This is a genomic window from Flavobacterium sp. (assembly GCF_039916025.1).
Taxonomy (GTDB): Bacteria; Bacteroidota; Bacteroidia; order Flavobacteriales; family Flavobacteriaceae; genus Flavobacterium.
In genome coordinates this window covers 1-18,814 of the sequence record NZ_JBDSMB010000112.1, presented here as the reverse complement: position 1 = coordinate 18,814, position 18,814 = coordinate 1, and the positions used below count along the sequence as shown (strand labels likewise).

Sequence of the window (18,814 nt, the reverse complement as noted above, 5' to 3'; positions counted from 1 at the left end):
GATTAACTGACAAGCCAAACGATGGAGTATGATATTGACTTCTTTGGAAGTGAGCAATACTTTTTGACTCATGATAGTGTTGTTTGGGTTGTAAAAGTAGTATTTTTTATTGAGTGTGTCAACTGCTAAGGAAATTTATAGATTAATTAAAGTGTAAGGCTTGCGCCAGATATAGATAATTTATGAGAAATAATAATTATATTTGATTATCATAAATACCACAAAGATGATTAGATTTTATCCCAACGAAGAATTTCGTGAACTCGAAATTGACTATCCGTTACAGAAACGATATGCCTTATCCAACAAAGGCAGACTCATAAGTTTCACAGAATCAATTGAAACCGGAACTTTATTGAATGGTGGAAAAACCAACGGATTCAGAACAATTAGATACAAAGTCATAAAAAAGAATGGAAAAAGAGTTGACAAATCGCTTTTAATATATAAACTTGTCGCTGAATTATTTATCCCAAAACAATCAGATGAACAGTTACACGTAATCCATTTAGATCATATCCTTGACAATGATGATGTCAAAAATTTAAGGTGGGTAACATTGAAAGAAAAATTTGAACACAGAAAAAAAAATCCGAACGTTATAAATAGTGTATTCAAGGTTCAGCAAACCAAACTTAAATCAGATGGTAGAAAACTAACCTTGACTAAAGTAATGCATTTGAAAAAAATCTTGAGCGATCCAAATAGAAAGACAAGAGCAAAAATGTTGGCGAAACAATTCGGAATAAGTGAAATGCAAGTCAGCAGAATAAAAAGCGGTGAAAACTGGGGACATGTAAAAGTTTAAGAACCGAACGGCTAACAGCGGTTTGGTATAATAGTTTGTTTAGTTTTCTTAGTCGGAAATTACTAAATTAAACTTTTGCTATCTTTTAGTTAAATCAATTACAACCTTATGGGAAAAGTAGCAGAAATTAAAACAAAGGAAACTACCGCAAGTGTGACCGATTTTTTAAATGGCATTGAAAATGAACAAAAACGCAAAGACAGTTTTGTGATTTTGGAAATCATGCAAAAAGCAACTGGTGAAGAACCAAAAATGTGGGGCGCTTCAGTGATTGGTTTTGGAAATGTCAGGTATAAAAGTCCGGCCTCAGGAAGAGAAGTCGATTGGCTTCGTCTGGGTTTTTCACCACGAAAAGCAAATTTATCGCTATTCCCTTTGCACTTGCAGTCGCAGGCGGATAATTTAAGCAAATTGGGCAAACACAAAACTGGAGTTGGTTGTCTTTATATTAATAAGCTCGAAGATATTAACCTGAAAGTTTTGGAAGAAATAATTAATACCGCTGTAAAAAAGTAACTATGTCCTCAGAAATAATTGCAACTACACCCAATAGTGAAATTGTAAGTTCACGAATCATAAACTTCCCAACAGAATTAGTTTTTAAAGCCTGGTCAGAACCAAATCATTTAAAAAAATGGTGGGGACCAAAAGGCTTTACAAATACTTTTAACGAATTCGATTTCAGAGTTGGCGGAAAATGGAGCTTTATTATGCACGGCCCAGAGAAAGGGAATTATCCCAATGAAGTTGAGTTTATTAAAATTGAAAAACCAAATCTCATTGCCTGGAAACGATATTCCAAACCACTGTTTCAAATCCTGGCAACCTTTGAAGAATTGCCTGGCGACAATACAAAAATTGTTTTTAAAATGCTTTTTAGCTCGGTTGAAGAATGCAACAAACTAAAACCATTTGTAGTCGATAAGAATGAAGAAAACTTTGATAAACTCGAAGTAGAGCTGGCAAAAATGACCTGAATTTTCATTTAGGAAGCTTTTTAATTTTTCCAATAAATATCTGACAGTAAAATAAATATCATTATCTTTATAATCCTAAATCTTGAGATGTTGCCTATAGTACTAATAGTTTAAACAAATCAATTTATGAAACACAAATTACTTAAAAGTATTGCGTTGGGCGTTATGATAGCATTCGCTGTTGCCTGTCAACCTAAAAAAGAAGAACCCAAAGTCGAACCTGTACCTGCAGTTGACAAAGAAAAAATCAAGGGTGAGATCGAATCCATGGAAACTGTAATGGCAAACATGTATAATATCAGAAGTGTAGCTTCAGAAGAATATTATGATGTTAATGCCACCAGTTTTTCACAAAACAAACCACCATTGGTTGGTAAGTTTGCCATCGACTCATCAATTAAAGAAGATTTAGCGACTTTTCCTGAAGGAGATGTGATTTCTTTCGCAGTAAATGAAATATTCCCTTCCAGCGACGGTAACCAAGTGGTAGAAATCGGAAGCTACAAAGTAGTCGATGCTAAAGGTGAAGTAAAATTTAAAGGAAATTATATGAGCCTTTTTGAAAAAAAGGATGGCAAATATGTTTGCGTCAGAGATATGGGCGCTTCTGATATGCCAAAAAAAGATACAAAATAAAAGCATTTCTGCCCTCAGTCTTGTGGTTTAACCTAAAATTTATTAATTTTTAACCAACCAATTTATGAAAAACAAGATTTTGAAAGGAATTGTATTAGGTGTAATTACAACTTTAGTTATTGCCTGTCAGCCTAAAAAAGAAGAAGTAGCAGCAGCACCTGCTGTAGACAAAGAAGCTATCAAAGCTGAATTACAAACTCTGGAATCCGGATTTGCCGATGCCATGAATGCCCGAAAAGCAGATGGAATTACTTATTATGCAGACGATGCTACAAGTTATTCGCAAAACAAACCGCCTTTAGTAGGCAAAGATGCTATCTACAAATCGGTGAAAGAAGAAGTAGACGGCATGGAAGCAGGAGCAAAAATTTCTTTTACTGCTAACGAAGTTTATCCTTCAAGTGATGGAAATCAGGCAGTAGAATTAGGCAGTTACAAAGTTGTTGATTCTACGGGTACAACAAAAAGTACTGGAAATTATATGGCTTTGTTCGAAAAAAGAGATGGCAAATATATCTGCATTCGTGATATGGGCGCATCTGATATGCCAAAAAAGGAAGAAAAAAAATGATTCTACCACAGTTTAATTTTGAGAAGCACTTCCAAACGGAAGTGCTTTTTTTGTACTTTTAAATTCCTAAATAAATTTATGTCCAAACTTCCTAATATTGGCACCACTATCTTTACTATAATGTCGCAAATGGCAACAGAATACAACGCCATTAATCTTTCTCAGGGTTTTCCAAATTTCCCGGTTGACAAACGATTAACTGATATTGTAGCCCGATTAGCAGCCGAAAATGTACACCAATATATGCCTATGAGTGGATTCCCGCCGCTTTTAGAAAAGATTGCAAAACTTACACAACAATCTTATCAAAGAACTGTTAGTCCAAAAGATGAAATCCTAATCACTGCCGGAGCCACCGAAGGAATATTTGCTGCGATTCAGGCTTTAGTCAATGCCAATGAACAAGTTATTATCCTTGATCCGAGTTACGATTGCTACGAAGCTCCAATCCTGTTATGCAACGCAAAACCAATCCGTGTTCCTCTCAACGATAATTTTACACCAAATTGGGAGACAATAAACGCTGCAGCAAATGAAAAAACTAAACTTATCATCATCAATAATCCGCATAATCCAACAGGAAAAACATGGACAGAAAGTGATTTTCTTCAATTGGAAAAATTGACTGACTCCTTCCCTAACCTAATCGTTCTTTCAGATGAAGTTTATGAATACATCACTTTTGAACAACCCCATATTTCAATACATCATCGTCTAAAATTATGGAACCGCAGCATTATAGTTTCTTCTTTTGGGAAATCGTTTCATATTACCGGTTGGAAAATTGGCTATTTAATAGCACCCGAACATTTAATGAAAGAAATCAAAAAAGCGCATCAGTTTTTGGTTTTTAGTGTCAATAGTATTTCACAAGCCGCAATTTCAGAATATTTAGATGTTGTTGATGTGTATAGTTTGGGTAATTTCTATCAACAAAAAAGAGATTTCTTTCGCGATTTATTGAAAGATACCAAACTTGAACTGCTCCCATGTGAAGGCACTTACTTTCAGGCTGTTTCTTATGCCGCCATTTCCAGTGAAAATGATTTGACATTCACCAAAAGATTAGTAACCGAATTTGGTGTAGCAACTATTCCCATTTCTCCTTTCTATGCCAACTCAAAAGATACTAAATGCATTCGGTTTTGTTTTGCCAAAGATGATGCAACACTTATCCAGGCCGCTGAACGTTTGATGAAATTATAATTAAATGGCTGTCTACTTATTGTACACCTCTAATTTTAGGATTGCCAATAAAAAAATCTAATTTTGGATTATGAATTTCATCCGAATACTTTTCCTTCTAATAATTTTACTTTTTTCGTCGGGCAGTTATGCTTCGCCGTTAGAGAATCCGTTGATGCAAAAAGGTTGGGCCGCATTGGTGAAAGATAACGAGAATGAAGCTTTTCGATACTTCTGGCAGGCACATGAAAAAGCCAAAAAGGATAAAAGCACCGCCGACAATGCTGAATCTTTACTCTATTTAGGAATCTGTTCGTATGGCTCCAGCCTTGAAAAAGGATTGCAATTTGTCACACAATCACTTAACGAATATAAAATTCTGGAGAAAACAAATCCGGAAAAAGCCCTGATTGGCCGCTACAAATGTTTGCAACTTATCAGTACTATTTATTCCCGTCAAAAAAAATATGACGAAGCCATGCGTCTGAGCAGTGAAGTTGTTACCGAATTAAAAGATAAAAATGATAAGTCAGGAACACTCGGATTGGCTTATAATAGCTTAGGCTATTTACATGATCTGAAGAATGAAAAAGCAGCAGCTGAAAACTATTATATCTTAGCTTTAAATGAATTTGAAAAGGAAAATAATATTGCTTATTTGCCAACTTCTTATTGTAAAATGGGTGAAATTGCTTCAGCCAAAAATCAAAAAGAAATCAGTCTTGATTACTTCAAAAAAGCATTAACTCTTGCCGAGACTTCCGAAAACAAACAAGCTCAAATTACGTCAATGATTGCAATGGGAAAATGGTACCTCAAGTTTGAAGGCAACTTACTTCAGGCAGAAAATTATTTTAATAAAGCCAGAATAATTGCAGCGTCGCTTTCGGATAAATTATTTGAAATCAAAACTATAGAAGCTTTAATTGAACTAAAAAAGAAAGAAGAAAACTTTAAAGAAGTAAGTCAATTACAAAATGAAATCATCACGATTAAAGACAGCTTTTACTCTTTTGAAAGAGAACAGATTGTAAAGAGTCTGGAAGTACAATTTGATGTTTCAGAGAAAAACAGAAAGCTGCAATTGGTATCAGCCGAAAAGGAAGTTTCCAAATTAACGAACTATCTTTTGATAATGCTTTTGGCTTTACTGATTGTAGTGTTTACTATTTTGTATTTCTTTTTAAAACGAATCAACAAACGAGACAAACAACTACTCAAAACCAAAGAGGAATTGGTCAATCTTATGGAAGACCAAAAACAATTGAAAGAGCAACAATTCCAAAACGACATCGAATATAAAGAAAGTCAGCTGAGTGCTATCACAATTCAGATGCTGGAGAAAAACGAATTGCTGGACGAAATAAAAACGATACTCAACAAGAAAGAACCCACATCTGAAAAAGAAATCAAAAAGCTGGTTTCTAAATACACCATCCAGGACAACAACTGGAAAGATTTCGATAATTATTTTGAAAGCGTCAACAAAAACTTCTACACCAGACTAAAACAAAAGTATCCTGAGATAAGCTCAAACGATTTAAAAATATGTGCGCTTATCAAATTGAATCTGTCCATTAAAGAAATGGCCTCTATCTTAAACATTTCTCCCGACAGTGTTAAAACTGCCCGTCATCGCTTGCGCAAAAAACTACAATTAAACACAGAAGAAAACCTTACTGATTTTATTCTTTCTGTTTAACTTAAACGCTGTAAAATCGAATAATTACAGGCTTGTACACTTAATGTAAACCTCAAAAAACTAAAAGTGAAATTCATGCTTTATACATTTGGATAAACCAAAAAATAAAAGCTATGAAACATTTTTTACTTCGCGGAAGCAGCTTATTACTACTGCTTACAATTTCACTTCTTTCTCAAAAGAATTATTCGCAAACACCAACACTGCAGTTTGTAAAAATCCTCGAATCGGAACACGACCAGGGTGTTTGGTCGAGAGCTACAGTCACTGATGCCGATGGAAATTTTTATGTGACAGGCTTATTCCACGGAACAGTTGATTTTGATACAAGTTCAGTAACAAGTTTTCCATTAGTTTATCAGGGTGGAATTCCAAACGATGGCGATGGTGAATCGGATGTTTATATCGCTAAATACAACTCGAATGGCGAACTTATCTGGGCAAAAGACTTATTGGAACCAACGTTTACTGGCATGAACGAAGAACGGGCTTCCGCAATGATTCTTGATAACAATAATAATCTATTCCTAACCGGATTTACCAATACACGTGGTCAGTTTGTTTCAAAATGGGACAGCAATGGCAATGAAATCTGGACAAAATATTTTGATGATACCACCGATAATGCAGTAACGACTTTTGCTGTTAGAAAAAAAGGGAATTCAATATTAATTTCAGGTGTGTTTTCCCAGACATTAGATTTTGACCCATCGGTTGCAGGAACAACATCGCTTACAGCAATAAATAGTGATGGCTTTTTATTATCACTTTCAGAAGATGGTAATTTTGAATGGGTGAAGCAATTCAGATGTAATGGTGGAGTCATCATCACCGGGCTTGAAGTTGATATTGCCAGCAATATTTTCCTGAGTGGTATCTTTCTGGGAACTGTTGATTTAGATCCAAATCCTGCAGCTTCTACTCTTATCACCTCACAATCGGTTTCGAGTGGAGCTATAAGCTCTGCTTTTTTAGCCAAATATAACAGTAACGGAGAATTGCTTTGGAACAGACATCTAAGAGGTAATAGCACAACCGACTTTTTCCTCGTTTTTGTCAAAAAAGATTCTCTAAATAACATTATTCTTTCCGGTGCGTTTAACGGAATTACAACATTTTTACCATCAACAACTTCATTAAATACAGCAGGATTTTATACTTCTTTTTTAGCCAAATACAATAATGACGGAACCTTGCTTTGGTCGAATCTTTTTGGGACACCAAGCGGAACACAGACAACTATTTTTCCGTCTTCGTTTTGTGCCAATGTAATAACCGATAGCTGTAATAACATTTATGTTTCAGGAGAATTCCAGGGAAATTGCGACTTTAATCCTTCAACTGATGACAATATTCTCAGCGCTCCGACTAATCTTGTTAGCGCTTTCGTAGCTGCCTATTCACCAACTGGAGAACATCAATGGTCAATGAATGTTGGTGGTCTTGGTAGTGTTACCTTTGTTGAATTTAATGGGTATTTGCCAATTGCTTTAGACAATAATAATGATATAATCTTTACAGGCACGTTCAGACAGCAACTTGATTTTGACCCTTCGTCTACAGGCTCTACACTTTTAAGTTCAAATTCAGTAAATCCGAATATTGCCGGTGTTTTTATAGCCAAATATGACAACCCAATAGAAAGTTGTTTACTCGGTACAAATTCTTTGAAAGAAAAGAGTTTTATTATTTATCCAAATCCATCTAAAGGTTTGGTGACAATTGCTACTACTGCATTTACAGAATCATATACTATGACTGTTTATGACATTTCTGGTAAACTTTTAGTAACTGACAAAATTGAAACTGAGGCAGCAACATTCAATTTTAGCGCTTTTAGCAAAGGAATTTATATTATCCAATTAAACAGTGGTAACAAATCCTTGCACCAAAAACTAATTTTAGAATAACGCAAACCTTTGATTCATAAACATTTTCAGCATTGTACACCTATTGTCAACCTGTTTTTTTAGTCTGCCTTATAATTTAAAAATAACTTTGTTTTTGAAAAATTGCTATGAAACCGAAGATTCACGAACACAAAAAAATAAACTCTCGTGAGTAAATTTATTTTTCAATTAACCAAAAAAAAAACTGCTATGAAGAAGAATTATTTTATTGTAACGCTAATTTTATTAGTCGCTCCTTTTTGCTCTCAGGCACAGGTTGTCAATGGCAACTTTGAAAATGTCAAACCCAATTTCCTGCCAAGTAATTGGGGAATGACTTTTTTGCAACAAATTGTAATTGATACTCAAACTGGCGAGCAGGTAGGCGACCAAATTCAATATACTTGGTGTTTTCCATCAATGGTTTATGCATCAACCGAAGCCAAAGATGGTCAATATGCCATGGAAGTTTCCAATGCTTATAATGCTACTGAAGATGTTGTCATTCCCGGAATCGCAACTATCTTTAGTGACCCTGAACAAGATGGACCAGGATGGAATCCCGGAGTACCGGTTGAACCTAATGCTTCTGTAATCTTGCTTGGATTTGATTATAAGTTTTTACCTGTTGGCAATGATATTGCTGAAGCGACTTTAGTAGTCAATGATGCAGATGGGAACGAAATTGGCAGAGCTTCCCTCGATATCAGTGGAACTCATAGTGTTTACGAATATGTGTATACTCCGATAACAGTGACTAATGCTGGAACACCTGCATTTATGTACATTTCATTCAGTATGGCTAAAGAAGGTTCTACACCAACATTTGGTTCACGCTTGGTTGTCGACAATGTTATTGTAAATTTTAGCACCTTGATTGTTTCTGAAAATCCGGAACAAGGCGCAAAAGTATATCCTACGCTTGTTGACAATGAAATAAATATTGTTCCAAATGGATTCTCTGAGTCTGTTTTGTATAAAATAATTAATTCCGAAGGTAAAATTGTAAAGCAAAATAAGGTGAATCAGGATTCAACTTATGTTTATACTATGGATGTTAGCGACCTAAGCTCTGGAATGTACTTCTTAAATATTCAGGATGAATCAAAAAACAGTACTAAAAAGTTCATCAAGAAATAAAAATTTGTTTTGTTTATAGGTTATCTGCTTATGCCGAATTGCTAGTGAAAACTACAATTTGGCATATTTTTTTTCAAAGGTTTCTTTATATATTTACAAAAATTAAACCTTATGAATTTTTCAGCAAAAATGCTTCGCGATAATGCTTTATCAGATAAAGTAATAGTAGTTACTGGTGGCGGAAGTGGATTAGGCAAAGCCATGACCAAATATTTCCTGGAATTAGGCGCCAAAGTTGCCATTTCATCCCGTGATTTGGAAAAACTAAAAACTACCGCATCCGAATTAGAAAAAGAAACAGGCGGAAAATGCCTGCCTATTCAATGTGATGTTCGCCATTATGATCAGGTTGAAGCCATGCTTGCCGAAGTATTGAAAACATTTGGCAAAGTAGATGTGTTGCTTAATAATGCTGCCGGAAACTTCATCTCTCCAACCGAAAGACTTTCTGCGAATGCTTTTGATACCATAATCGATATCGTTTTAAAAGGTTCCAAAAACTGCACACTTGCTTTTGGAAAACATTGGATTGCCGAAAAACAAACCAATTGCAATGTCCTAAATATCGTAACAACTTACGCTTGGACAGGTTCAGGTTATGTGGTGCCAAGTGCAACTGCAAAAGCCGGAGTTTTGGCAATGACCAGAAGTTTGGCTGTAGAATGGGCAAAATACGGAATCCGAATGAACGCAATTGCTCCCGGACCATTTCCAACAAAAGGCGCCTGGGACAGATTATTGCCAGGTGACTTAGCCGAAAAATTTGACATGGCTAAGAAAGTGCCGCTGAAACGTGTTGGTGACCATCAGGAATTAGCCAATTTAGCAGCGTATTTAGTTTCTGATTTCTCTGCTTATATCAATGGTGAAGTTATTGTAATCGATGGTGGCGAATGGTTACAGGGTGCAGGACAATTCAACATCTTAGAAAAAATTCCACAGGAAATGTGGGATATGCTCGAGATGATGATTAAGAATAAAGGCAGTAAATAAAAGTGTTCAGTTTGCAGTAGCAGTAGGCAGTTTTGATTTATTTTTATTTTACTGAAAACTGCGACTGAGACTGTTAACTAGCTCTTCAAAACTTTACAAGAATGTTAACAAAATTACGTTGGCAAAGCCATAAATAATTGTATTTTTACGGCTCTAAATTTTTAAAAATTAAATGGGTAAAATCATTGCTATTGCCAATCAAAAAGGTGGTGTTGGAAAAACAACAACTTCTGTAAACCTTGCAGCATCACTGGGAGTTCTAGAAAAAAAAGTGTTATTAATAGATGCTGATCCACAAGCCAACGCCAGTTCCGGTTTGGGTATTGATGTGGAAAATATTGCAATTGGTACTTATCAAATTCTGGAACACAGCAATACACCTTCAGAAGCTATAATTCCATGCAGCGCTCCGAATGTTTGGGTAATTCCTTCACATATTGATTTGGTTGCCATTGAAATTGAATTAGTTGACAAAGAAAACCGCGAGTACATGCTTAAGCAGGCTTTAGAAAGCGTTAAAGATGATTATGATTATATCTTAATTGATTGTGCGCCATCTTTAGGTTTGTTAACACTAAATGCGCTAACCGCTGCCGATAGTGTAGTTATCCCAATTCAATGTGAATATTTTGCGCTTGAAGGTTTAGGAAAACTATTAAACACTATTAAAAGTGTTCAAAAAATACATAACGCCAATTTGGATATCGAAGGACTTTTATTAACCATGTTTGACTCGCGTTTGCGATTGTCAAATCAAGTGGTTGAAGAAGTACAAAAACATTTTAGTGATATGGTTTTCAAAACTATCATCCAGCGAAATGTGAAATTAAGCGAAGCACCAAGTTTTGGTGAAAGTATTATTAACTTTGATGCAACAAGCAGAGGTGCTACAAATTACTTAAGTTTAGCACAGGAAATTATCAAGAAAAACAGCAATTAAGCCATGGCAAAAGCTATAAAAAAACAAGCATTAGGAAGAGGTTTATCAGCCTTGCTGAAAGATCCTGAGAATGATATTAAATCGATTGGTGATAAAAATGCAGACAAACTTGTTGGCAATATCATCGAATTAGATATTGAGGCGATTGCCATTAATCCATTTCAACCAAGAAGTAATTTCAATGAAGATTCACTTCAGGAATTAGCGGCTTCTATCAAAGAATTGGGTTTAATCCAACCGATTACCGTTCGGAAATTAGATTTTAATAAATACCAATTGATTTCTGGTGAACGTCGTTTACGTGCCTGCAAATTAGTAGGTTTGAAAACAGTTCCGGCTTACATCAGAATTGCCAATGACAATGAATCTTTGTTAATGGCTTTGGTTGAAAATATTCAACGTCACGATTTAGATCCAATTGAGATTGCGCTTTCCTATCAAAGATTAATCGACGAGATTCAATTGACACAGGAGCAAATGAGCGAGCGCGTTGGAAAAAAACGTTCTACAATCGCTAACTATTTACGTTTGTTAAAGTTAGACCCAATCATTCAAACCGGAATTCGCGATGGATTTATTAGCATGGGCCACGGTCGTGCGATTATCAATATCGAAGATCAGGATGTTCAGACTGATATTTATCAAAAAATAGTAAGCCAGAATCTTTCAGTTCGTGAAACGGAAGCTTTAGTGAAAAATTATCAGGACAGCATTAAACCTGCTCTGGCAAAAGCCAAAAAAACGGCAACATTTGCTGTAGCAGATGAACAGAAAAAAGCATTCGTAAATTTCTTTGGTTCCAAAATAGATGTAAAAATTGCCGGAAACGGGAAAGGGAAAATTACAATTCCATTTCACTCTGAAGAAGATTTCAACCGCATTATCAAACTAATAAAAGGTTAGTGAATAAGTTTTTCTACATAGCTATATTCTTTTTTCTATTTGGGAATCACTCTATTTTTGCTCAACAAATTGGGGAAGCTTTAATAGCAAAAGACACTGTAAAATTACAAGAGATAGATCCGCTCAGACCAACAAAAGCGGCTTTTTATTCTGCACTTCTTCCGGGTTTAGGCCAGGCTTACAACAAAAAATACTGGAAAGTCCCAATTGTGTATGGCGCCATTGGAACCAGCATGTATTTTTATGTTGACAACAACAAAAAATATCACAATTATCGTGACGCTTACAAAAGAAGATTAGCCGGATTTAATGATGACCAATACCAATATCTTGACAATTCCAGGTTAATTGCTGCACAACGTTTTTACCAGCGAAACAGGGATTTATCATTATTGATTTCTGTTGGGTTTTATATTTTGAATATAGTTGAAGCCAATGTTGATGCACATTTAGCGCAGTTTAACGTGAATGATAAATTGACATTCCAACCAGAAATTTATCAAAATGAAATCAACTACAAACCCAACTTAGGCTTAAGTTTAAATTACAAATTCTAAATGAAAATAGCATTATTGGGATATGGCAGAATGGGTAAAGTAATCGAAAGAATTGCTTTAGAAAGAGGTCATGAAATTGTGTTGAAAAAAGACGAACACAATACTTTTGACGGACTTTCAACTGCCGATGTTGCTATCGATTTTAGCGCACCTGATATTGCCGTTGAAAACATATCTGCTGCTATCAATCTTGGAATACCGGTGATTTCGGGAACAACAGGCTGGCTTGAAAATTATCATCAGATAGAAAAACTTTGTAACGAAAAAAATGCTGCCTTTCTTTATGGTTCAAATTTCAGTTTAGGCGTAAATTTATTCTTTGAACTGAATGATTATCTGGCAAAGATGATGGCTAAATTCAAAGATTATAAAGTTTCAATGGAAGAAATTCATCATACACAAAAACTGGACAAACCTAGCGGAACAGCCATTTCATTGGCTAACGCTGTTATCAATCGTACAGATAAAAACAATTGGGCTATTGAGAACCCAAAAGAAGATGATGTTTTTATCGATGTAAAACGAATTGAAGATGTCCCGGGAACACATAGTATTTTTTACAATTCTGATGTAGATTTTATCGAAATAAAACATGTAGCACACAATCGTGAAGGCTTTGCACTTGGCGCCGTTGTTGCTGCCGAATGGATTATTGGCAAGAAAGGCATTTTCTCGATGAAAGACGTACTTGATTTAAATTCCAAATAACAAAAGACAAATTCCAAAGAACAAATACCAAGTTGTAACAAATCTCAAAATAAGTTAACTAATAAACTTTTAAACGCTTAAACTTTTTTTAAACTTCTAAACTCAGCATCATGTCATTATATCAATGGTTTATATTCATTCTACTTGTTCAAATCGTTCATGGTTTAGGAACCTGGAAATTATACGAAAAAGCAGGGAGAAAATCTTGGGAAGCTTTTATCCCAGTATATAATTCCATCGTTTTGATGAAAATCATCAACAGACCAACCTGGTGGACATTGCTCCTATTCATTCCGGTTATCAACTTGATAATGTTTCCGGTAGTTTGGGTTGAAACCCTCAGAAGTTTTGGTAAAAACTCAACACTTGATACACTTTTAGGAATCTTTACTTTTGGACTTTATATTTATTATATCAACTACACACAAGATGTAAAATACATTTCTGAGAGAAGTTTGGTAGCCCGAACGAAAACAGGCGATACCGTTAGCTCGTTGCTTTTTGCAATAGTTGTGGCAACTTTGGTACATACTTACGTGATGCAGCCATATACAATTCCATCTTCTTCTTTGGAAAAATCACTACTGATTGGTGATTTCCTTTTCGTGAGTAAATTTCATTATGGTGCAAGAACACCAATGACAACAGTCGCTGCGCCAATGGTTCACGATACTTTGCCTTTAATTCATGTAAAATCATATTTATATGATGACAATAATCCAGACTCATGGAAGAATAAATTACAGCTTCCTTATTTTAGGTTTCCTGGTTTTGAAAAAATTAAAAACACTGATATCGTTGTATTCAACTGGCCAAGAGATACATTATTTCATATGTACAAACCAGCCGACAGAAGATATAGCAAACCTATTGACAAAAAAACAAACTATGTAAAACGTTGTGTTGGAATTGCTGGTGATAGTTTACAAATCAAAAATGGCAATGTCTTTATCAATGGAAAATTATTGATACTACCAGAAAGAGCCAGACCTCAGTTTTGCTTTAATGTTGCGCTTAAAGATGGTATTGACGAAACATTTTTACAACAGAATGAAGTAAAAGAATATACTTATGTCTTTAAAATGGAGCGTAAATTATGGGATAATAACGTTGTTAAGCAATTTTTAAATGATCAAAATGTCAGAGTTACTGAAATAGCTATAGATTCTACAGGTGCTTATTTTAATGCGCCAGCTATTACTTCTGATATCTTTAAAAAATTGAATTTAAGTATTCCTTATTATCAGGCAAATCTAACAGTTCAAAAAGCTGATTTATTAAAGAATGATCCAAATGTCGCATCTGTAAAAAGATTTATTAAAACTGGAGTTGAAGACGGAATATACCCAGATCCTCTGGACGGGAAGCCAACTACATTAAATAACTGGAATAGTGATAATTTTGGACCTATTTATATTCCAAAAGCTGGCGCTACAGTTAAACTGGATTTAAAATCATTGCCTTTTTACAAAATCATCATCACTGAATATGAAGGCAATAAATTGAAAGTTGTCGGTAATGATATTCTAATCAATGATAAAAAAGCAACTACCTATACTTTCAAACAGAATTATTACTGGATGATGGGAGATAACAGAAATAATTCGTTAGATGCCCGTTATTTTGGTTACACACCGGAAGACCATATCGTTGGAAAACCAGTTTTCATTTGGATGAGTTGGGATAGCAACGGAAAAGGCATGAACAAAATCCGTTGGGAAAGATTATTCACAACTGTTGGTGGCGATGGACAACCTCAGTCGTATTTCAAATATTTCATTGGGTTGTTAGCCTTGTATTTTGTTGGTGATTATTTTTGGAAAAAAAGAAAAGCCAGTAAAGGGTAATTTGTTGATATGGTAATTCGGTTATTCGATTTTTCAAATAACCAAATCCACGAATAACCAAATAAACAAGCGAAGCTATGTATATTTTCTCTTTTGAAAAATTAGATGTTTGGATTGAAGCAAAAGAGTTTTCAAAAGATATTTATGCAATAACTTCAAAATTCCCTGATACAGAAAAATTTGGATTAATATCCCAATTAAGAAGGGCTTCTATATCAATTGCTTCAAATATTGCTGAAGGTTCAGCAAGAAAAAGTTTTAAAGACAAAGCACATTTTACTACAATGGCTTTTGGTTCAGCTGTAGAAGTTCTTAACCAGTTAATAATTTCATTTGAGTTAGATTTTGTTTCAGAAGTTGATTATTTACAATTAAGAGCGCAATTAGAAAGTGTTACCAACAAACTAAATGCACTTCGAAATTACCAAATCGACAAATCAGAAGAAACCAAATAACCAAATAACCGAATCCACAAATGAACGTTATAATCCATCCAAGCTACTTCCCTTCTATCAGTCATTTTGTGGCGATTGCCAAAGCTGATGTTGTGACGTTTGAAATGGAAGATAATTTTCAGAAGCAAACCAACAGAAACCGAATGTACATCTATAGTCCAAACGGGATTCAGTTGTTGAATGTCCCTGTCAAACACACCAAAGAAGCGCATCAGCGAACCAAAGATGTCAGGTTGGAAACTGCTTTCGATTGGCAAAAACAACACTTCAAATCACTGGAAGCTGCTTATAGGACTTCGCCTTTCTTTGAATATTTTGAAGATGACATACTGCCTATTTTTCAAAAGAAACATACTTTTTTAATGGATTTGAATCTGGAAACGATGTCGATAGTTTCCAAATGCCTCCGATGGGAATTTGATTACACCGAAACTGCTGAATATTTCCATGAAGTGAATGACAAAGCCGATTTCAGAAATCTAATCAATGGTAAAAAAGATACTGCAGCTTTTCAGCCTTACACACAGGTTTTTGGAGAGAAACATGGTTATTTAAACAACCTTTCCATTTTGGATTTGCTATTCAATGAAGGAAGATATGCTTTGGATTATTTGAGGAAGCAGGAAGTTTAGTTACTCAATAAACGAAAGCCGCGCCATCACAGGAAAGTGATCCGAGTTTTGAAATTTAGTAAACGTAGCAAAACTTTTGACTTTCATTTTTTTACTCGCAAAAATATAGTCAATTCGCGCTGGGTAATATTTGAATTTGTAGGTTTGCCCAAAACCGTTTCCGGCTTCTTCAAAGCAATCATTCAAATCGGATTTAATGTTGCGATACACGTACGAAAACGGACTGTTATTCATGTCGCCACAAATAATCACAGGATATTTACACTCGCTTTTATGCTTTACTAAAATTTCGGCTTGCTGTTCCTGCTTTTTAAAAGCATCCCGAATTCGGTTAAAAAGCTGTTGCGATTTGTTCTGATTTATCGAATCAACATGCTCTGAAATCTCATTCACATCCGGAGAAATCTTGATGGATTGTAAATGAATATTATAAACGCGGATAGTATCTTTTCCCCTTTTTATATCGGCATAAATGATATTATTTCCCGCAGTCGGAATTTTGAAATCGCCCTGATTAAATATTGGAAACTTAGAGAAAATAGCCTGGCCGGTTTTGATTTGCTTGCCTTCCATAAAAATGGCTTTGTATTTATAAACTCTCAGGTCGACTTTAGCATTTTCAGAATATTCCTGAATGCACAAAACATCAGGATTTTGTTCATTGATAAAGCTCAAAATAGTGTTACCGACATCATCGCTATTAATCCAATCAAACAAATTAAACAAACGGACATTATAGCTCATCACCGTGAAATCTTTTTCCTCTTTCTCAATATCATTGGAAGAAAAATTATAAAATTTATTGATGAAAGTGATTCCGAGTAATAATACCAATCCGGAAAGAATGACTTGTCTTTTTAACTGCAACAGCCAATACGTAAAAAAGCATGCGTTTAAAATAAGAAACAACGGCAAAATAAGGGTTAACACCGAAAGCAATGGAAACATTTTAGGTGCCAGAAATGGTAAAATATACGCAACGAACGTCAATACAGTAACCACTATATTGAAGCCAAATACTATTTTATTAAACCACGATAGTTTTTTCAAAAAAATTCAAATTTAAAAATTCCAATTCCAATTAACCTACTTGTCATTCCCGTGAAGACGGGAACTATTTCCCTGCTTTAAACAGAAACTCTTTCTCTTCTGCTGTTAGGCTATCATAACCTGACTGACTGATTTTATCCAAAATTTCGTCCAGCTGTTGTTGCGTTTTATCTTTGATAACAATTTTACTCTCTCTTTTAACCGCAGGCTTTTTGGGATTTACATGCACTCTTTTGAAAGGTGTAGCCTTTTTGGGGCTGAATAAATTGGTAAAAAAATCAATTATTGCATTTACAGGCTTACTCAAATCGGTTCCGTTTTGTAATAGCTTGATGTAAATATAGCCAAAAAAAGCTCCGCTGAAATGAGCGATATGTCCACCTGTATTATCTAATCCTATCTGAAGTAAAAAAAGTAGTAAAATCACTCCTGTAATATGCCAAAGTTTTACATATCCAATGAGCAATAATCTAATTTCCATCAAAGGCTGATATGTTGTTGTCGCAACTAAAAGGGCCATAATTGCGGCAGAAGCTCCTATTAAAACGGAAGTTTTTCCCAATACATAAAAAGAAATCACAAAGACCAATCCTGAGAAAATAGCGCTTAAGATATATAATCCAAAATATTGTTTTTGTGTAAAGAAAGTCAGGAATAATCTACTTGAAAAATGCAGCACCATCATATTGAAAAACAAATGCATTGGTCCACCATGCAAAAACGCGTAGGTTAATAATGTCCATGGATTTGTTAAAACAGTTATGGGATTTGATGAAAGTGCCAGCCAGTTTGGATAATCAAAATAACCAAGCTTGAATTGATAGAAAACAAGAGATAGTAAAAAGATGCCAACATTCCAATAAATCATTTTATTGGCAATGCCGCCTGTTCTGTACTGCATTTTTATGTCGTCAAGAATAGTGCTCATTGTTTAATTCCAACGATTTTTATTAAACTGATTTCGTTTCCAGTACCACATCATTATAAAACCTGTTAAGGCGCCTCCAACGTGGGCAAAATGGGCAATCCCTGTTCCACCGGCGCCAAAAAGAGAATTCCCCCTAAAGCCCAAAAACAAATCGACCGCAATTAATCCCGGTACGAAATATTTGGCTTTAATCGGAATCGGAATAAACATAATTCCCAATTCAGCCATTGGAAACATAAAAGCAAAGGCAGTTAACAATCCATAAATAGCTCCGGAAGCTCCAAGAGAAGGTGTTTGAAAATTCATAGCAGCTTGAAATAACGCATCAAAAGATGAAACATTTAATTCATTTGACTTTCCTAATTTATCAAAAATTGGTTTAATATTTTCTAAAAATAAATCTTTTCTAAAATAATCACCATCACTAAAATTAACACTTAAAATTTGATTAATAGTATCTCTCGATAAATTTAAATATTCAGCATTATGTAATTCTTGTTGTATTTGAAAATAATTAAAGCCTGTATGCAATAAAGCTGCACCTAATCCGCAGGAAATGTAAAAGAAAATAAATTTCTTTGGTCCCCAAAAATGTTCCAATGCACTTCCAAAAGAAACCAAGGCAAACATATTAAAAACGATATGCATCAAATTGGGCATTGGAGCATGCATAAACATATGGGTAATTGGCTGCCAAACTCTAAAATTATTACTCTCAGGATAGTATAAAGAAAGTAAAGGATAGGCATTGGTTACAAATTGTGAACCTATAAAAAATATAATATTGATAATCAGTAACTGCTTAACAGTATTTGTCATTTGCATCATAAGCTGAATTTTTTATCTAAATCTTCTACACTCATCGTGATGAATGTTGGTTTTTGAAATGGTGA

20 protein-coding genes and 1 pseudogene are annotated in these 18,814 nt (G+C 34.8%); 17 read left to right on the top strand and 4 right to left on the bottom strand.

Annotated elements, in window-relative coordinates; genetic code table 11:
* Nucleotides 1–72 (bottom strand): annotated as a pseudogene (locus tag ABIQ27_RS07905) (bifunctional pyr operon transcriptional regulator/uracil phosphoribosyltransferase PyrR); the annotation flags it as partial.
* 154 nt (nt 73–226) lie between these two features.
* On the opposite strand from ABIQ27_RS07905, the gene ABIQ27_RS07900 reads away from it, so the two are divergent.
* The 17 genes from ABIQ27_RS07900 (at nt 227) to ABIQ27_RS07820 (ending at nt 15,943) form a co-directional block, all read left to right on the top strand.
* A complete protein-coding gene (locus tag ABIQ27_RS07900; protein ID WP_348033322.1) occupies nt 227–808 on the top strand; it encodes a hypothetical protein in 582 nt (193 codons plus the stop codon).
* Nucleotides 809–916: 108 nt separating this feature from the next.
* A complete protein-coding gene (locus tag ABIQ27_RS07895) occupies nt 917–1,324 on the top strand; it encodes a DUF1801 domain-containing protein (protein WP_348033320.1) in 408 nt (135 codons plus the stop codon).
* Nucleotides 1,325–1,326: 2 nt separating this feature from the next.
* Entirely contained in the window at nt 1,327–1,785 is a 459-nt protein-coding gene (locus ABIQ27_RS07890) for an SRPBCC family protein (protein WP_348033318.1), read from the top strand.
* A 126-nt stretch (nt 1,786–1,911) separates the two neighbouring features.
* Entirely contained in the window at nt 1,912–2,421 is a 510-nt protein-coding gene (locus tag ABIQ27_RS07885; RefSeq protein WP_348033316.1) for a nuclear transport factor 2 family protein, read from the top strand.
* Nucleotides 2,422–2,485: 64 nt separating this feature from the next.
* Nucleotides 2,486–2,992, top strand: coding sequence for a nuclear transport factor 2 family protein (locus ABIQ27_RS07880; RefSeq protein ID WP_348033314.1), 507 nt, complete (start codon nt 2,486–2,488; stop codon nt 2,990–2,992).
* A 78-nt stretch (nt 2,993–3,070) separates the two neighbouring features.
* Nucleotides 3,071–4,198, top strand: a complete 1,128-nt coding sequence (locus ABIQ27_RS07875) for a methionine aminotransferase (protein WP_348033312.1) — start codon at nt 3,071–3,073, stop codon at nt 4,196–4,198.
* A gap of 70 nt (nt 4,199–4,268) precedes the next feature.
* On the top strand, nt 4,269–5,879 hold the full coding sequence (locus ABIQ27_RS07870; RefSeq protein WP_348033310.1) for a hypothetical protein: 1,611 nt from the start codon (nt 4,269–4,271) through the stop codon (nt 5,877–5,879).
* A gap of 113 nt (nt 5,880–5,992) precedes the next feature.
* Nucleotides 5,993–7,789 (top strand): T9SS type A sorting domain-containing protein, encoded by a 1,797-nt coding sequence (locus tag ABIQ27_RS07865; protein ID WP_348033308.1) that lies wholly within the window; start codon nt 5,993–5,995, stop codon nt 7,787–7,789.
* A 189-nt stretch (nt 7,790–7,978) separates the two neighbouring features.
* On the top strand, nt 7,979–8,908 hold the full coding sequence (locus ABIQ27_RS07860) for a T9SS type A sorting domain-containing protein (RefSeq protein WP_348033306.1): 930 nt from the start codon (nt 7,979–7,981) through the stop codon (nt 8,906–8,908).
* Between the two features lie 111 nt (nt 8,909–9,019).
* A complete protein-coding gene (locus ABIQ27_RS07855; RefSeq protein WP_348033304.1) occupies nt 9,020–9,901 on the top strand; it encodes an SDR family oxidoreductase in 882 nt (293 codons plus the stop codon).
* Between the two features lie 172 nt (nt 9,902–10,073).
* Nucleotides 10,074–10,841, top strand: a complete 768-nt coding sequence (locus ABIQ27_RS07850; protein WP_348033302.1) for an AAA family ATPase — start codon at nt 10,074–10,076, stop codon at nt 10,839–10,841.
* A gap of 3 nt (nt 10,842–10,844) precedes the next feature.
* Entirely contained in the window at nt 10,845–11,744 is a 900-nt protein-coding gene (locus ABIQ27_RS07845; RefSeq protein ID WP_348033300.1) for a ParB/RepB/Spo0J family partition protein, read from the top strand.
* A complete protein-coding gene (locus tag ABIQ27_RS07840) occupies nt 11,744–12,301 on the top strand; it encodes a DUF5683 domain-containing protein (RefSeq protein ID WP_348033298.1) in 558 nt (185 codons plus the stop codon). Before ABIQ27_RS07845 ends, ABIQ27_RS07840 begins: the two co-directional genes overlap by 1 nt.
* Nucleotides 12,302–13,009, top strand: a complete 708-nt coding sequence (dapB, locus tag ABIQ27_RS07835; protein WP_348033296.1) for a 4-hydroxy-tetrahydrodipicolinate reductase — start codon at nt 12,302–12,304, stop codon at nt 13,007–13,009. It abuts the gene before it with no gap.
* A 110-nt stretch (nt 13,010–13,119) separates the two neighbouring features.
* Entirely contained in the window at nt 13,120–14,856 is a 1,737-nt protein-coding gene (gene lepB / locus ABIQ27_RS07830; RefSeq protein WP_348033294.1) for a signal peptidase I, read from the top strand.
* A gap of 77 nt (nt 14,857–14,933) precedes the next feature.
* Nucleotides 14,934–15,311, top strand: coding sequence for a four helix bundle protein (locus tag ABIQ27_RS07825; RefSeq protein WP_348033292.1), 378 nt, complete (start codon nt 14,934–14,936; stop codon nt 15,309–15,311).
* 20 nt (nt 15,312–15,331) lie between these two features.
* The gene (locus ABIQ27_RS07820) at nt 15,332–15,943 is read left to right on the top strand and encodes a WbqC family protein (RefSeq protein WP_348033290.1); all 612 of its coding nucleotides are present in this window, start codon (nt 15,332–15,334) and stop codon (nt 15,941–15,943) included.
* Here ABIQ27_RS07820 and ABIQ27_RS07815 read toward each other — a convergent pair whose 3' ends face one another.
* The 3 genes from ABIQ27_RS07815 to ABIQ27_RS07805 form a co-directional block, all read right to left on the bottom strand.
* Nucleotides 15,944–16,993, bottom strand: a complete 1,050-nt coding sequence (locus ABIQ27_RS07815) for an endonuclease/exonuclease/phosphatase family protein (RefSeq protein ID WP_348033288.1) — start codon at nt 16,991–16,993, stop codon at nt 15,944–15,946.
* A 64-nt stretch (nt 16,994–17,057) separates the two neighbouring features.
* Nucleotides 17,058–17,921: a rhomboid family intramembrane serine protease gene (locus ABIQ27_RS07810; protein ID WP_348033286.1), complete on the bottom strand. Its 864-nt coding sequence runs from the start codon at nt 17,919–17,921 to the stop codon at nt 17,058–17,060.
* A 3-nt stretch (nt 17,922–17,924) separates the two neighbouring features.
* The gene (locus tag ABIQ27_RS07805) at nt 17,925–18,749 is read right to left on the bottom strand and encodes a rhomboid family intramembrane serine protease (RefSeq protein WP_348033284.1); all 825 of its coding nucleotides are present in this window, start codon (nt 18,747–18,749) and stop codon (nt 17,925–17,927) included.
* Nucleotides 18,750–18,814 lie beyond the last annotated feature (65 nt).

Bases quoted from the DNA above. Each gene is read 5' to 3' on its own strand.
- ABIQ27_RS07860 (WP_348033306.1), top strand. From the start codon at position 7,979: ATGAAGAAGAATTATTTTATTGTAACGCTAATTTTATTAGTCGCTCCT.
- ABIQ27_RS07855 (WP_348033304.1), top strand. From the start codon at position 9,020: ATGAATTTTTCAGCAAAAATGCTTCGCGATAATGCTTTATCAGATAAA.
- ABIQ27_RS07865 (WP_348033308.1), top strand. From the start codon at position 5,993: ATGAAACATTTTTTACTTCGCGGAAGCAGCTTATTACTACTGCTTACA.
- ABIQ27_RS07870 (WP_348033310.1), top strand. From the start codon at position 4,269: ATGAATTTCATCCGAATACTTTTCCTTCTAATAATTTTACTTTTTTCG.
- dapB (WP_348033296.1), top strand. From the start codon at position 12,302: ATGAAAATAGCATTATTGGGATATGGCAGAATGGGTAAAGTAATCGAA.
- ABIQ27_RS07875 (WP_348033312.1), top strand. From the start codon at position 3,071: ATGTCCAAACTTCCTAATATTGGCACCACTATCTTTACTATAATGTCG.
- ABIQ27_RS07895 (WP_348033320.1), top strand. From the start codon at position 917: ATGGGAAAAGTAGCAGAAATTAAAACAAAGGAAACTACCGCAAGTGTG.
- ABIQ27_RS07890 (WP_348033318.1), top strand. From the start codon at position 1,327: ATGTCCTCAGAAATAATTGCAACTACACCCAATAGTGAAATTGTAAGT.
- ABIQ27_RS07885 (WP_348033316.1), top strand. From the start codon at position 1,912: ATGAAACACAAATTACTTAAAAGTATTGCGTTGGGCGTTATGATAGCA.
- ABIQ27_RS07900 (WP_348033322.1), top strand. From the start codon at position 227: ATGATTAGATTTTATCCCAACGAAGAATTTCGTGAACTCGAAATTGAC.
- ABIQ27_RS07850 (WP_348033302.1), top strand. From the start codon at position 10,074: ATGGGTAAAATCATTGCTATTGCCAATCAAAAAGGTGGTGTTGGAAAA.
- ABIQ27_RS07810 (WP_348033286.1), bottom strand. From the start codon at position 17,921: ATGAGCACTATTCTTGACGACATAAAAATGCAGTACAGAACAGGCGGC.
- ABIQ27_RS07880 (WP_348033314.1), top strand. From the start codon at position 2,486: ATGAAAAACAAGATTTTGAAAGGAATTGTATTAGGTGTAATTACAACT.
- ABIQ27_RS07820 (WP_348033290.1), top strand. From the start codon at position 15,332: ATGAACGTTATAATCCATCCAAGCTACTTCCCTTCTATCAGTCATTTT.
- ABIQ27_RS07825 (WP_348033292.1), top strand. From the start codon at position 14,934: ATGTATATTTTCTCTTTTGAAAAATTAGATGTTTGGATTGAAGCAAAA.
- ABIQ27_RS07845 (WP_348033300.1), top strand. From the start codon at position 10,845: ATGGCAAAAGCTATAAAAAAACAAGCATTAGGAAGAGGTTTATCAGCC.
- lepB (WP_348033294.1), top strand. From the start codon at position 13,120: ATGTCATTATATCAATGGTTTATATTCATTCTACTTGTTCAAATCGTT.
- ABIQ27_RS07805 (WP_348033284.1), bottom strand. From the start codon at position 18,749: ATGATGCAAATGACAAATACTGTTAAGCAGTTACTGATTATCAATATT.